The organism is Coprobacter tertius, assembly GCF_024330105.1.
GTDB classification, from domain to species: Bacteria; Bacteroidota; Bacteroidia; order Bacteroidales; family Coprobacteraceae; genus Coprobacter; species Coprobacter tertius.
The window spans coordinates 1-15797 of record NZ_JANDHW010000007.1 but is presented as its reverse complement, the minus strand read 5'-3'; the positions used below and the strand labels follow the sequence as shown (position 1 = coordinate 15797).

Sequence of the window (15797 nt, the reverse complement as noted above, 5' to 3'; positions counted from 1 at the left end):
ATGATTGATTTTTTAGCCGACCGCTTAAATAAAATAGAAAAAAAAGGGAATTTACGAGTGCTTCCTGAATTGAAAATAGAGGGAAAATATGTTTATGTAGAAAACAGATGTATGTTAAATCTTTCATCGAATGATTATCTCGGACTGGCTTCATCTTTTTATTCGAACAAAGATTTTGATCGGAAGGAAACTAAATTTGCATCTTCGTCATCTCGTTTACTTACCGGTAATTCTATAGAATATAGACAGCTGGAAAACAGGTTATCTGAATTATATTATTCTCGTGCGGTTCTATTATTTAACAGTGGATATCATGCTAATATCGGAATTTTACCAGCTATAACAACTCGTAGGTCTTTGATTTTAGCAGATAAACTCGTGCACGCCAGTATTATCGACGGCATACGTTTATCCGAAGCTAAATGTATTCGATTTAAACATAATGATCTGAATCATTTAAATAGCATTGTGGAACGGGAATTTAATAATTATGATATTATTGTAATTGTTGTCGAAAGTATTTATAGCATGGATGGAGACATTTCTGATCTCAAAGCTTTAGTGAAATTAAAAAATAAATATGATAACATTGTTCTATATGTTGATGAAGCTCATGCTGTGGGTGTAAGAGGAAAAAATGGATTAGGATGCGCAGAAGAGCAAAATGTAATTCCGAATATTGATTTTTTAATTGGGACTTTTGGTAAAGCCCTCGCTTCTTACGGAGCTTATGTTGTTTGTGATGAAAAAAAACGTAACTTTCTAATTAATACAGCACGTTCATTTATATTTTCAACTGCATTGCCATCTGTAAATTTACGATGGAGCCTATATATGTTGAATAAAGCAGTTGAAATGAAACAAGAAAGAATGTATTTGAATAATCTAAGTATAAAAGTACACACCGTATTTAATGAATGTGTAGAAAATAATTGTAGTTTTTCTCACATAATCCCTTTTATAATCGGAGATTCCCATCGCTGTTCCTTGTATGCAAAAGAAATTCAAAAAGAAGGATTTTATATATTACCGGTTAGACCTCCTACTGTGCCCGAAGGTACGTCGAGATTACGGATATCTTTAACGGCCGCCTGTACAGAAAATGAAATAGATAAATTGTTATCGCTAATGAAAAATTTAGATAAAAATGAAATACACATTTATTAATAAAAATAATACTCCTAGGCTAACTTTATTTTTCGCCGGTTGGGGAATGGATATACATCCGTTTATTTCGTTGCGGAATATTACTAATGATTGTTGTATTTGTTATGATTATACTGACATGCATCTCAATTCGGAAATATTCGATTCCTATACTCATATCGATATATACGCATGGTCATTGGGGGTTTGGCATGCTGCACTATATTTACGAAATTCTACTTTACCGGTTAGAAAAAGAATAGCGATAAACGGAACCATGTTCCCTATTGATAACGAAAAAGGGATATCCGCTGATATCTTCGATGCAACCTTAAAGGGGTTAAATAAAAATTCACTGATAAAATTTAATCTTCGTATGTGTGGTAATAAGGAAAAAGTCTCAGTATATAACTCTTTGCATCCACAACGGAGCATAGAAGATATTAAAAAAGAGCTTCAAGTCATTGGAGACCGAATTTACAGAACCCCGGTATTCAAATATCCCTGGGATAAAGTAATCATAGGCAGTGATGATCATATTTTCCCTTATGAATGCCAACTCAGAGCATGGGAAAATGATTGTAATAATATAATTGTAAAACCGATATATCATTATACCGATTTCTTTAAACTTATGTTAGAAATATGAATACATCTAAACACAGGGTTGTAAAATCTTTCGGACGTTTTTTAAACAGTTATAACGATCATGCTCAAATACAAATAAAAGTTGCGGAGAAATTGGCCGAAAAGATTATCGGAATTGAAAATAGTGAAAGGAAAAGAATATTTGAAATTGGCTGTGGAACAGGTTTGCTCACCAGAAAGTTACTACACTTCTTTTGTAATTGTGAATATTTTGCGATCGATATATGTCCGGATGTCTCTAAGTTTCTCCCCGATAACATAATTTTTTATCCGGGAGATGCAGAAACGATGACTTTAACAGGGTTATTCGATATGATAGTCAGCAGTTCTTCTTTACAGTGGTTCGATAATCCAATATCTTATATACTTCGGCTCGATTCGTCTATTTCAAAAAATGGTTTAATCGCTTTCAGTACTTTTGGTCCCGAAAATCTGCATGAACTATCCAATTCCATAGGAGAGCGCGCATTGAACTACATATCGCTTTCGCAATGGCAACAGCAATTATCTGCCGTATATGATATACTATATATTTCTGAAGAATATTATACACTTTGGTTTTCGTCTCCCGAAGAGGTCTTTTACCATCTGAAATTTACGGGAGTGAATGGTACGAAAACAACATTAAAAACGAGGGAACAACTAAATAGATTGATAAAAAATTATAAAATTAAATATGAAGTAAACGGATGTGTACCGCTAACGTATCATCCGATTTATATTATTGTACGCAAAAAACGGTAAGTATGAGTAAAGTTTATTTTATCAGTGGTATAGATACGAATATCGGTAAATCGGTTGCAACCGGCTGGATAGCTCGGGGACTGATTAATAAAGGGAAAAAGGTAATTACCCAAAAGTTGGTTCAAACTGGAAATAGGAAATTTTCTGAAGACATTGAATTGCATCGAAAAATAATGGGTATAAAATTATTAGACGAAGATAGACATAGATTAACAGCACCTGTTATATATACATATCCGGCTTCTCCACATCTGGCAGCCCGTCTTGATAAAAGAGAACTGGATATGAATGTTATATCGAAAGCGACCGAAAATCTTAAAAAAAAGTATGATGTCGTGCTGCTTGAAGGTGCCGGTGGTCTTATGGTACCACTCACCGAAAATTTACTTACAATAGATTATATTGCCGAAAAAAAATATCCCGTCATTCTTGTTACGTCAGGCCGATTAGGGAGCATAAATCATACTTTATTAAGCCTGGAAGCTTTAAAAAGACGAAATATAGAACTACGTTATATCGTCTATAATCTTTTCCCTGTTACTGATTCCATCATTGCTGAAGATACAATGTCATATATAAAACGTTATGCCCAAAATATTTATCCCCAATCGGGGTTTATTACAATTCCTGAAATCGAATTTTGAATAACTAAAGTCTTTACAGGGATATTATATATTAGGGAAATTCTTTTAATAAATATTTTTTATTTGAGAGATAAGTATTAATATACATCTTCATTATAAATGTCCATTTGTATATTGTGCATGATACATTTGAGTATCATAAAATACGATCTACAAATTCTCCAGTGTTTACTTATATTTATTAAGATATTATGTAGAAAAATCCATTATATATACATATCCATTATCTGTATCTATTGTGAAATTACTTGGAGTAATATTGTTTCTAAAAGAATAGGTTCAACATTGCTAAAAAAGATGACAAATTTATTCGTTCACATTTACTACTATCGATATTCGAAATAAATTCAACATTTTTACTTTTATTATTTAATGTACACGCAAGTAATAATAATAGAAATAAACATATTAGATTAATAAATATTCTATTCTATTTCCGGATAGAACAATCTACTTTTATCGTTTCATTTTGTGGAATAAATCTATAATTGTGATTATTCGGCCAATAAATATCTCCTTTACTGCATTTTAGCTGATAAGGAAAACCTTTTAATTCAGCCTTGATTTCTTTTTTATTTAAAGATGTAAAAGGTAATTGGGCGTCCGGAGCAGTTATCAATTGTAACGCCCATGAATTATTTTTGCTTTTGGATGTATTTGTAATTTCAAAATGGTCTTCATAAAACAGAATATGGATTTTTTCTCCTGATTCTGCTTCACAGGACACTTGTAACACATCCTTCGAAAGTTCTTTTACTTCAGGATCACTAAAACACATATTTTTTTCTTTTCCATTACTACCTACATGCTGAAAATAAAGTCCGGCTAATATTTTCGAATTACTCCACTGAAATCCATCTACAATAGGCAGAGTGGTATAAATACACTGAGTAGATGTGCCGGCCTTTTTAAAATAGTCAGAAGGATAGCGTTCGTCGAAAATATGAATATCCCGAAAATAAAAGGTTCCGTTATCCCATAATAAATTAGCACGATAATAACGACTATTAAACCAAACTGTTTTACGACCATTATTTTTAAAATCTTTTGTTACTGTAACAGCCGTAGATGGGGTTTCTCGGAAATTTTCTTTAAACCATTTACCCGATTCTTCTAAAGTTTCGATTCTTATTTTCCCTTTTTTTCTCAACGAATCTAATAATGGAATTTGGACATTCAACCCTTTTTTCATCGCATTCCAAGTAAACGAGTTTTCCTGTCCGGCTTGCGTATAATTGAATGCGAGACATGGTTCATTAAATATTGCGTCAAAAAACCATTCTATCCAACATCGGTCTCCTCCACTCTCGGGATATACTGGCTCTAAAGAAACTACACCTTGTATATGACCTCCTATGCCATTATCGTATTGAGTTATCGGGTCACTTCCCAACATACGAAATATAGGAACCGGAATTTGATTTTTTTTATTTTGTGCAGGCATATAAGCATTTTCTTTACTGGGATAATACGCCTGATTCCAATAGCCACCCCATAATGTATACCCATCGGTTCCTAATTGATCTTTACAATTACAGGAAGCAACGATTCCATACTTATCGTACATATATGATAATGTATGAGCATCGATAAACCACGAACCCACTGATGCCGGATATTTTCCAAATATTTCTTTAAACTTTTCCATATATACATCAACCAGTTTTTCCCGCTCTACGGGGGAATACCCTGTAGAAAATCCTACATTTGCGTGCCAATCCCAAGAATATCTTCCACGCCAGGTAAGTCCTGCAGCTTCTACGTGAGGCTGTGTTATTTCCCACCAAGCTCCTACTTCTGATCCTCGTACCATTTCATTTTTAAGTAATTTTTGATATCTTGGAATTATAAGAGCATCATATTGTAATAAGAAAGTTCCCGGAAGGTCATATTGTGATAGCTGTTTTACTTGATTATATACTGTTTCATATAATACATCGTTTGTAATTTCTTTACTTCTGGGCTCGCATTCACGTATAAAATTAATGATGTTTACAATTTTAGGAGAAGCATTGGTTGAAGCCTTTCCCTTTTGAGATGCCATAACGTGATTGGATGATAAACTGATAAGAATGACTAACGAAAATAATTTTAAACAAGTGTTTTTTAATGACATAAGGTTATTTATTTTTAGTGAACGCTACTTTTATACAAAAAAATATACTCCATTCGCACTTAAAAAATAGGATAAGAATGTATGAAATTTCAAATATATTATTTTTATAAATTTTCTCCTAAATTATTTTTTAAAATCTCTCGTAATTGTTCGAGCATTTCTTTTGTTTCTAATAACTCGGATTTATTTTCTTCGGGTATATCCGGTATTTCATCAATATGGGAAGTACTTTCCTCAAGATATTTTATTAATTCTTCAGCTTTATCTTGTGCACCTATATTATAATATGATAAGGTTAATTTAAATATCAGTTTTACATCATACGGAGTAATTTTACGAGCTTTTTCATAGCAAGAAACTGATTCTTCGTACTTTTCTTCTCTAACCATTATATCACCGAGTAAAACAAATGCTTCGGCATTTGTAGCATCTATTTCAATAGACTTTCTCAAAAACGATTCTGCCTGTTCGAGCTTATTTTCATCGATTAGAATTTCGCCCATAAAAGAAAGAGCATCGGCATCATTCGGCTCTAGCTTAATTGCTTTTAATAAACACTCGAATGCTTTTTCTCGATTTCCGATATCATAATAATCGGTAGCCAACTGATAATATAAATTTGTATTGTCGGGACTATATTCTAAAGCTTTCTTCAAATATTCTATTCCAATATCATAATGTAAAAGTTTCACATAGCATTCGGACATAAGTTCGTATGCAACAGCTTTTTCATCTGATATTCTTGCATATTCATCGAATACTTCTATCGCTTTCTCATATTCACCTAAATCATATAGGCAATACCCTTTAAAGGATAAAATATTCTCATCGCCATCGTTTACCGTCAATGCAAAATCACAGGCATCTATTGCTTTCTCATATTCCTTATTTATAGCGTTTATCTTAGCTAAATTAAACCAATCTACGGCAGAATAAGGATTTCGATCGATAAGAAGATTATATAGTTCTTCTGCTTTGTCTAATTCTTGGCGATCTTCGTACATTAATGCGAGTTCTCGCAGTAATTCAGAACCGTCGCTCAATACTTTATCAGCTTCATATATAAAAGTAACCAAATCCTCGAAATATCCGAAATCAATGTACATGTCCATTATTTCGAAACAGAGCTCTACTGATATTTCATCACTTTTTAATAGTCCGTGCAATAATCTTACTGCTTCTTCCGGTTTAGCTTTTATAAAACATAATTCAGCCCGTATTAATACAGCATCTTCAGAATCATGAGGAATAGAATATATCAACTCTTCGGCTTCGTCGATATTATCGAGACTCATTAAATAGCGGGATTTTTTTATATTTAAAGCAATATTACCCGGATGCATCGATAATCCCCGGTTTATCGCCTCTAAGGCTTCCTGATATTTATCGTCGATTTCATACTGATAAGCTATTTCTTCCCATTCGTCGGTATCGAAATAACAACTCTCATCATGTTCCAGCATGAATTCGTAACGAGCCAACAATCCTGACTTTTCTTTTTTTGACATATTGAAATAATAAAAGCCGAACTAAAGGCATTGCCCAAATATAAGCCTTGCCAATCGTTCGGCTCTGTATATTATCGTAATATTTTACTTCGATTTAATTTTTTCCCAACTATCCTTTAATGCAACTGTCCGGTTAAATACAAGATGATTTTCAGTAGAGTCTGGGTCTACAGTGAAATAACCCGTACGTTGGAATTGATATCGATCTCCGATCTCAGCCGTTTTTGCAAGATAAGGCTCAATACGGGCATTTTTTCGGATAATCAACGATTCTGGATTAAGTAATTCCCTGAAATCTTTTTCTTTTTCTTCAGACGGGTTTTCTACATTAAATAAACGATCATATAAACGGACTTCAGCAGATTGACTATATTCTGCCGAAACCCAATGCAACGTTCCTTTTACTTTGCGACCACTTTCGGGCATTCCGCTTTTGGTTAAGGGGTCGTATTCGCAATATATCTCTTCTATTTTACCATTCACGTCTTTTTTACATCCCGTACATTTTACTATATAGGCCGATTTAAGGCGTACTTCTTGCCCGGGAGTCATACGGAAAAATTTCTTCGGAGGATTTTCCATGAAATCTTCCCTTTCGATATACAGCTCACGGGTAAACGGTATTTCATGAGTTCCAGCTTCAGTATCTTCCGGATTATTATCAGCGATCATATTTTCTGTTTTTCCTTCCGGATAATTCTTTATAATTAATTTTACAGGATCGATAACCACAGAAACCCGATTTGCCGTTTTATTTAATTCTTCGCGTATGCTATGTTCTAAAAGCGACACACTGATAAGGCCGTCATATTTAGTGTAACCGATTTTGTCTATGAAATTTTTTATAGAAGTCGATGTATATCCTCTACGACGCAACCCGCAAATAGTCGGCATACGGGGATCATCCCAACCAGATACTAACTTTTCTTGTACCAGTTGTAACAATTTGCGCTTACTCATTACGGTATAAGTAAGATTCAATCGATTAAATTCCATTTGTCGTGGACGATAATCCGGACCTGCAAATTGATCGAGAAACCAATCGTAAAGAGGTCTATGTACCTCAAACTCAAGAGTACATATAGAATGGGTTACACCTTCGAAATAATCTGATTGTCCATGAGCGAAATCATACATGGGATATACTTTCCAAGTTGTACCCGTACGATGGTGAGGATGTTTAATAATGCGGTACATGATTGGATCTCGAAAATGCATATTAGGAGACGCCATGTCTATTTTTGCACGTAATACCATAGAGCCTTCTTCAAATTCTCCTTGATTCATACGGGCAAATAAATCAAGATTTTCCTCAATACTTCGATTACGATAAGGGCTATCGGTCCCTGGTTGTGTAGGAGTTCCTTTTTGACGAGCAATTTCTTCTGCCGATTGCTCATCGACATATGCTTTACCTTCTTTTATCAGACGAATAGCGAGGTCCCATAATTTGGGGAAATAATCAGACGCATAATATAAACGGTCTCCCCAATCGAAACCTAACCAATGAATATCTTCCTTTATAGAGTCGACATATTCTACATCTTCTTTTACCGGATTAGTATCATCGAAACGCAGATTGCAGGTACCTCCATATTTTTGCGCTATTCCAAAATCCATACAAATAGCTTTTGCATGGCCGATATGAAGGTAACCATTCGGTTCAGGCGGGAAACGAGTATTCAATCTTCCCCCGTTCTTACCTGCAGCCAAATCGCTTTCGACTGCGACTTCAATAAAGTTAAGGCTTCTTTTTTCTTCTTCGTTATTTTCAATCTGTGTCATATAGGCTTAATTCAAAAGACGGTATATTTTATAAATGGATGCAAATATATTAATAATAATGCATATTTGACTATGAACAACATTAAAATCTTATAGATAACTCGTATAGGATTTAACGGATTTCGAGTAACTTATGAGTTTGCAGACTCAATCGCCATTCAGGATGTTTTTTTATATAGTCGATTACTTCATCCGTATTCTCCATAGAACAAGGTTGTAATAAACGGTATTTACAATAAAAATTTTCATATGGTTCCATATTTTGACCTGTATATACCACTTTGAGTTCATCAGCACTGTTTCGTACACATGCAGACTTGGGGCTACATGTGATCCAGTCGGCCCAACGATCTGCGATTTCTAACCCGGATGTTTTGGTACCGTTTGTTTCTATCTGTATATACCATCCTTCTTTTTTCAGTAATCGCATAAATGGTTCGTTTATCTGTAGAGTAGGCTCTCCTCCCGTAAGTACCAAATGACGGGCAGGATAATTTTTTATGACCGATATTATCTCTTCGTCGGACATATTTGTATAATCCTGAAATTCGGTATCACAAAACGGACAAAAAAGATTACATCCTGAAAACCTAACGAAAACAGCTGGAGTTCCAGTAAAATAGCCTTCTCCTTGAAGACTGTAAAATATTTCATTGATCTTTTTCATAAATAGCTAAATTACCTTCCGATTCTTGAACTTCTACTTTATAGCATTGTGGAATCTGATCACAGATCCATTTTGCCAAATTTTCGGCGGTAGAGTTAAAAGGAAGTATCTCATTTAGGTTTTTATGATCCAATTTTTCTTTTACAAGAGTTTTGATATGCGTGAAGTCTACAACCATACCGTCAGCATTTAAATTCATCGATCTGCAATATACCGAAATTATCCAGTTATGTCCATGCAAATCGCAACATTTACTCGGATAAGATAACTTAAGGCTGTGTGACGCAGATATTTCTATGGTCTTTTTTACAGTGTACATATTTAAAAACAGATTTTCTGATTCAAATATAAATTTTTAATTTCGAATAATAAATATATCTAAAAAAATATTTGTATATAAATTCTATGTTATATTATGATATTTGTTGGAATATTAATTGTTTTTATTCTTTAAAAATTTAGATGTTAAGTATTTTCGAACTGGGACATCATAAAATTTCAAACAAATATAGGCTAAAATAATACTCCCTACAACAACCCCTATTGCTCCGGGCAAAGATTCTAAAAAAGTGAAATTATTATTTTTAACCCATGCATAATAGAGATAAATAAAAGGATAGTGCACCATATATAAAGGATAAGATATTTCTCCTAAAAAATGGCATAGTCGGGTTGTATATTTATCGGTAATTTTACCTGAAGCACCGAGGTAAACAATAAATGGGAAAAGTACAGCAAAGCAAACAGTTTCGTATATTCCGTTTATCCATAAATGTTCTGCTCCTCCAATACGTGGAACAGATAATAGAACAACAATTGATAAACTACATATCCAGAAAGCGCCTTTTATTTTAACAGGCTTGAAAATTCGAAAAAGAAGGAGCCCGGCTGTAAAGGAAAACAACAATCGTAAAAATCCTCCGATAAATTCTATTCCCGTAAGTTTAAATCCAGCACATATATCGCCATAAGGCCCCAATATTGCAAAGGCTGCTAAACTGCAACCGGAAATAAAGGAAAGCCCAGCTAAAATTTTGGTCGAAAATCTACGAATAAGCAAGGCATAAAGAATGTTTCCGATATACTCGAAAAATAGAGACCAGCTCGGACCATTTAAAGGATACATTTCACCCAATCCTCGAATTTCAGTTCCTGGAGTAACAGGAATCAGTATCGCGTTTACAAAAGTAGCGACGAATAAAGCAAAAATAGTTACTTTCGACACATCCCATACTGAACATCCCTGAAAATAAAACATAATCCCGCCGATGATAGCGCCTATTACAACCATAGGTTGAAGACGAATTACTCTGCGTTTAATAAAGTCTGTTATTTTCATTTTTCCCCAGCGATCGTCATAAGCATAGCCGATGACAAATCCTGATAATATAAAGAAAAAATCTACAGCTAAATAACCATGATTTATTTCTTGATCTAAATGGCTGGTTGCGAAAGCTTCGAATATATGATAACATACAACAGTGATGGCTGCAATTCCTCGTAAGCCATCGAGTATTTCGTAATGTGGTTTAGTATCGGCAAAAGCAGCCGTAGGAATTTGTGTTTTCAGCATTAATAAGTAATTTTCTGTTTTTGATATTAAAATATTTGACGAAATAAATAATTTTATATGGGATATAATATAAAATATTATTATTTTAGTTTTATTTTGCGTATAATAATTTCATTTATAACTTTACTTTCGACACTTATCTCTGAATAAATAATTATTTTTTGATCTATAAATTGAATATCTATAAAATGAGAAATAATAAATACGAAAAATGGAGTTGAAATTTTATATTCAACTCCATTAAATCGGACAATTTCTGACAAAAATTTATATATAAACTTTCTATGCCTAAATTTTAGACATTACAAACATTATATCCAACCCATACTGTTATAATATCTCCATATGCTGTCTATTGCACCTTGTAAATCGGTATGTAACTGATGATTCATTTCGTGTATCCGAATACGACCGTGCGGATTCATCTTTTGTAAAAGATATGCAGAAAAAAGTTCCTTTAGTTTATCTTTTCCAAGATGATCATTAAATTCAACAGTTATGCTATCGGCATGTTTAATGACTTTTCCGAAAAATACATGGTTTTCCTGAGATTTCCCGGCTTCTTGTTTTATTGCCCAAACTTCATACTGTGAATTATCATCTATTGTTGCCGTAAATGGAGGAACGACAGATGACAACAGTTCTTTTAGTACGTTAAATGCTTCGTTTACAACTTCCATAATAATTTGATATTTAATTTTATGATCTGCGGGCACTCATACCCAATAGAAGAAAAAAGATATTTATAAAATCGAGATATAATGTAAGAGCCCCTATTACACCCAGTTTCATACTCGCTTCACCGGGCGTAGCACTCTCACCTATTTGTTTTAAACGCTGTGTATCGAATGCGGTAAGTCCTACGAAGATAAGTACTCCTACAATCGATAATATCCAGTAAACCGTACTGTTAAACCAAATTATATTGATTATAAATGCGATAATAAGTCCGATGAGTCCCATAGTGAGTAAATTCCCAAAACGAGTCAAATCTTTTTGTGTAAAATATCCGTATATACTCATTATGCCGAACATTAAAGCTGCAATAAATAACGTATACCCTACTGATGCAGCAGTGTAAAGAGATATGATGACCGATACCGTAAAACCGTTGAGTATCGAGTATAATAAAAACATTATAATTGCCATACTTATACTCATACGTTGTATATTGAATGACAAAATAAAAACAACAGCCAGCTCAGCTAAGATCATTCCCATAAATATCCAATTACTGTTGCTTATATAAGTGAGCAAAGTCTTATTATAAAACACCAGCATAGCAATAACAGCCGTAAGTGCAAGTCCTAAAGTCATCCAGCGATACACCCATACCATGAAACGTTGTTGCAATAGCTTTTCCTCGGAGGCTGGTGTTTTCGACACATATTCATTTCCCATACGATGATAAGTTTACTTCTTTTCAGAATAATACATTCCTGTTTGTATTTTGTTCAGACGTTTTATTATGTTTTTAATCATCTGTTTTATTTAACTTCGAAAAAACGTACCTTTGTGTAGTTTATTTTAAAATATTTTACGTGATATATCCGCATAATTTCGAACAGAAGATAGGATTCGATAAAGTCAGGGACCTCATTGCATCCAAATGCCTAAGTACGCTTGGTACAGAACGGGTTTATGATATGAGTTTTTCAACCGATTATAATTCTGTTCTCAGAACATTACATGAGACGCACGAGTTTACTTCTATTCTTGATAGTGAAGATAATTTCCCGGTAAGTTATTTTTTCGACGTACGGAAAGCATTGAAAAGAATACATGTAGAGGGTACATATATCGAAGAGAATGAGCTTTTTGATATTCGACGTTCACTCGACACGATAAAATCTATTGTAGAATTTTTTAAAACGGAGGAAGATCTTCCTCCTGTTTACCCTTATCTTTCGACGTTAGCTGGTAACGTTATGGTTTTTCCGCAGCTTATTGGGTACATCGATAAAATACTCGATAAATTCGGACGCATCAGAGATAATGCTTCTCCCGAATTATTAAAAATAAGGCGTGAAATATCAAGTACCTTGTCGGGAATATCACGTAGCCTTAATAATATATTACGAACTGCTCAAAGTGAAGGTTATGTCGATAAAGATGTTACCCCTTCTATGCGGGATGGGCGACTGGTAATTCCGGTAATTCCTGCATTTAAAAGAAAAATACGGGGAATCGTTCATGACGAATCTGCCAGTGGAAAAACCGTTTTTATAGAACCTGCAGAAGTTGTAGAAGCTAATAATAAAATACGGGAACTCGAGGGGGATGAACGCCGGGAAATCATGCGTATCCTCATCTCTTTTTCAGATACATTAAGACCGTATATCGATGATATATTTTCTTCATATGAATTTTTGGCTGATATAGATTTTATTAGAGCGAAAGCTTTATTTGCCAATCAAGTAAATGGGCTTTTACCTGTTGTAGAAGATTGCAGACAAATTGACTGGTATCATGCTGTACATCCCCTCTTATATCTATCATTGATAAGACAACAAAAAGATGTGGTTCCACTCGATATTACTCTTGATGAAAAAAATAGAATATTGCTTATCTCCGGGCCCAATGCCGGAGGTAAATCGGTATGTCTCAAAACCGTAGGATTGTTGCAATATATGTTGCAATGCGGGTTGCTTATTCCTCTTTATGAAAATTCACGTTGCGGCATATTTAAAAACATATTTATAGATATAGGCGACGAACAATCGATCGAAAACGATCTAAGTACCTATAGTTCACATCTTACCAATATGAAATATTTTGTCCGCAACTGTGATTCCGGTACGATTTTACTCATCGACGAATTTGGCGGCGGAACCGAGCCTCAAATAGGTGGAGCTATAGCCGAAACTCTACTCGATCGTTTCAACCAAAAGGGAGCTTATGGTGTAATAACTACTCATTATCAGAATTTAAAGCATTTTGCTGAAGATAACTCTGGTATTATTAACGGAGCTATGTTATATGACAGACACATTATGCAACCATTGTTTAAACTGTCAATTGGAAATCCGGGTAGTTCTTTTGCAATTGAAATTGCTCGTAAAATTGGGTTACCAGAAGATGTAATAGCAGATGCTTCTCAGAAAGTAGGTTCTGATTATATCGATATGGATAAATATTTGCAAGATATAGTAAGAGATAAACGTTATTGGGAGAATAAACGACAAAATATACGTCAGCAAGAAAAAAAACTAGAAGAACTTACTTCCCGTTACGAGATTGAAATTAAGACTTTAGAAAAACAACGGAAAGAAGTATTGACAAATGCGAAAGTTGAAGCTGAGAAAATACTTTCTGAAGCAAATGCCCGTATCGAAAATACGATACGCCAAATTAAAGAAGCTCAGGCAGAAAAGGAAAAAACAAGAGCAATAAGAAAACAGCTCGAGGAGTTTAAAAACTCAGTTTCTAAAGATATTATAATCGATGACAAAATATCCAGAAAAATACAAAAACTAAAAGAGCGAGAAGAAAAAAAGAAAAGTAATGGGGAAAAAGATACTAAAACAGTATTTAAACCAGATACGATAGAAGTAGGTGATGCTGTAAGACTAAAAGGCCAAAGTTCAGCCGGAGAAGTACTCGAAATACAAGGAAAAAATGTGTTAGTAGCTTTTGGAATCATCAAATCGAATGTAAAATTGGATCGGCTTGAAAAAGTAAGCAAAAATCAGTTAAAGAAAGACCGAAATGCAAAATCTACCTTTGTGAGTGTTCAGACAACTGATGATATGAGAGAAAAAAGATTGAACTTCAAACAAGAGATCGATATACGAGGGATGCGCGGAGACGAAGCATTACAAGCTGTAACTTATTTTATCGATGATGCGATTTTGGTAGGTTGTGCTCGTGTTCGTATTTTACATGGTACCGGAACAGGAGCTTTGCGCCAAATAATACGACAATATTTGGCTACAGTTACGGGAGTTAAAAATTATCATGACGAACATGTTCAATTCGGAGGTGCGGGCATCACTATTGTAGAGCTTGAATAATAATTATTTATAGAACAATATAAAAGGGCGCAACGATTTAGCAAAATTATTGCGTTTTTTTATACTTAAACTAATTCATCAACCGTATAATTCAGGAATTCATTAAACGGCATCAATACTCTAAAATTATCAATTACTTCATCTTGCCAATCGGAATGTAAAAAAAGAGAATCTGGCTTAGAACTAAGCACGACATAATCCTTTCTTTTCAGTAAATCAGGATATATAAAATCCTTAGGAAAAGGTCGAGGTACTATCTTTAATGTTTCACCTTCAAATTGAGGATATACCTTCTTAAATTTATTATTTTCTATAATAGAAAGAAATTCTTCATAATTCTCAAATACCGACTGCCGTAAAGCCTTCAGTAATTTGGGTTCGGGACACCACACTCCCCCACTTACTAAACAGTTCCCGGGTTCGATATGTAAATAATACCCTGCACGTAAACTGCTACGGCCACCTTTCGCCATGTAAGCTGCAAAATGAGTTTTATAAGGTGTTTTATCAGAAGAAAAACGTATATCCCGATATATACGATACATACAGTTTTTGGCATCGAGACCCGATAAATCTTTATCATAAACTTGCATACGTTGTATCAATGCATCTACCTGCGTTTCAAAATACGTTTGTAATTTTTTGTATTCGTCTTTATGTGCGTTAAACCAATCCCGGTTATTATTTTTCCTGAGTTCACTCAGAAATTGGATAATTTCTTTCATAATAAAAATTTTGATTCACAAATATAATATATAAATTGTCTAATTGGGTAAAACATCAAAATATATATAATATGTTAACCGACCAAGTATTACTTTTTTTCTTTTAAAGAAATAAATAAGATAATTTGGAACAATAAAATGAAATTACTATCTTTGCATCGCTTTTGAAAAAAGCACCTCGATGATTCGCTAGCTCAGCTGGTAGAGCACAACACTTTTAATGTTGGG

14 protein-coding genes are annotated in these 15797 nt (G+C 33.9%); 5 read left to right on the top strand and 9 right to left on the bottom strand.

Annotated elements, in window-relative coordinates:
- Genes NMU02_RS08255 through bioD form a run of 4 tightly spaced genes read left to right on the top strand, consistent with a single transcriptional unit; the run spans position 1 to position 3182 of the window.
- Entirely contained in the window at positions 1-1167 is a 1167-nt protein-coding gene (locus NMU02_RS08255; RefSeq protein ID WP_255027326.1) for an aminotransferase class I/II-fold pyridoxal phosphate-dependent enzyme, read from the top strand.
- Positions 1148-1795 (top strand): pimeloyl-ACP methyl esterase BioG family protein, encoded by a 648-nt coding sequence (locus NMU02_RS08250; RefSeq protein WP_255027324.1) that lies wholly within the window; start codon positions 1148-1150, stop codon positions 1793-1795. Before NMU02_RS08255 ends, NMU02_RS08250 begins: the two co-directional genes overlap by 20 nt.
- A complete protein-coding gene (gene bioC / locus NMU02_RS08245; protein WP_255027323.1) occupies positions 1792-2538 on the top strand; it encodes a malonyl-ACP O-methyltransferase BioC in 747 nt (248 codons plus the stop codon). The genes NMU02_RS08250 and bioC overlap by 4 nt, the downstream gene beginning before the upstream one ends.
- A 2-nt stretch (positions 2539-2540) precedes the next feature.
- Positions 2541-3182: a dethiobiotin synthase gene (gene bioD / locus NMU02_RS08240; protein ID WP_255027322.1), complete on the top strand. Its 642-nt coding sequence runs from the start codon at positions 2541-2543 to the stop codon at positions 3180-3182.
- 430 nt (positions 3183-3612) lie between these two features.
- Here the strand turns inward: bioD and NMU02_RS08235 are convergent, their stop codons facing one another.
- The 8 genes from NMU02_RS08235 to NMU02_RS08200 form a co-directional block, all read right to left on the bottom strand.
- A complete protein-coding gene (locus NMU02_RS08235) occupies positions 3613-5298 on the bottom strand; it encodes a hypothetical protein (RefSeq protein ID WP_255027321.1) in 1686 nt (561 codons plus the stop codon).
- Between the two features lie 104 nt (positions 5299-5402).
- On the bottom strand, positions 5403-6806 hold the full coding sequence (locus NMU02_RS08230; RefSeq protein ID WP_255027318.1) for a tetratricopeptide repeat protein: 1404 nt from the start codon (positions 6804-6806) through the stop codon (positions 5403-5405).
- A gap of 84 nt (positions 6807-6890) precedes the next feature.
- On the bottom strand, positions 6891-8591 hold the full coding sequence (locus tag NMU02_RS08225) for a glutamine--tRNA ligase/YqeY domain fusion protein (protein ID WP_255027316.1): 1701 nt from the start codon (positions 8589-8591) through the stop codon (positions 6891-6893).
- Positions 8592-8703: 112 nt separating this feature from the next.
- A complete protein-coding gene (locus tag NMU02_RS08220) occupies positions 8704-9258 on the bottom strand; it encodes a 7-carboxy-7-deazaguanine synthase QueE (protein WP_255027315.1) in 555 nt (184 codons plus the stop codon).
- Positions 9242-9577: a 6-pyruvoyl trahydropterin synthase family protein gene (locus tag NMU02_RS08215; RefSeq protein ID WP_255027313.1), complete on the bottom strand. Its 336-nt coding sequence runs from the start codon at positions 9575-9577 to the stop codon at positions 9242-9244. Before NMU02_RS08215 ends, NMU02_RS08220 begins: the two co-directional genes overlap by 17 nt.
- A 114-nt stretch (positions 9578-9691) precedes the next feature.
- Positions 9692-10831 (bottom strand): acyltransferase family protein, encoded by a 1140-nt coding sequence (locus NMU02_RS08210; RefSeq protein ID WP_255027311.1) that lies wholly within the window; start codon positions 10829-10831, stop codon positions 9692-9694.
- Positions 10832-11142: 311 nt separating this feature from the next.
- Positions 11143-11511, bottom strand: a complete 369-nt coding sequence (locus NMU02_RS08205) for a hypothetical protein (RefSeq protein ID WP_255027310.1) — start codon at positions 11509-11511, stop codon at positions 11143-11145.
- A gap of 19 nt (positions 11512-11530) precedes the next feature.
- Positions 11531-12232 carry a Bax inhibitor-1/YccA family protein gene (locus NMU02_RS08200; RefSeq protein WP_255027309.1) on the bottom strand — a complete coding sequence of 234 codons (702 nt, stop codon included), beginning with the start codon at positions 12230-12232 and terminating at the stop codon, positions 11531-11533.
- A gap of 140 nt (positions 12233-12372) precedes the next feature.
- Here NMU02_RS08200 and NMU02_RS08195 point away from each other — a divergent pair, with 140 nt between their 5' ends.
- Positions 12373-14844, top strand: coding sequence for an endonuclease MutS2 (locus tag NMU02_RS08195; RefSeq protein ID WP_255027308.1), 2472 nt, complete (start codon positions 12373-12375; stop codon positions 14842-14844).
- A gap of 65 nt (positions 14845-14909) precedes the next feature.
- Here the strand turns inward: NMU02_RS08195 and NMU02_RS08190 are convergent, their stop codons facing one another.
- Positions 14910-15572, bottom strand: coding sequence for a DUF2461 domain-containing protein (locus NMU02_RS08190; RefSeq protein ID WP_255027511.1), 663 nt, complete (start codon positions 15570-15572; stop codon positions 14910-14912).
- Between the last annotated feature and the right edge of the window lie 225 nt (positions 15573-15797).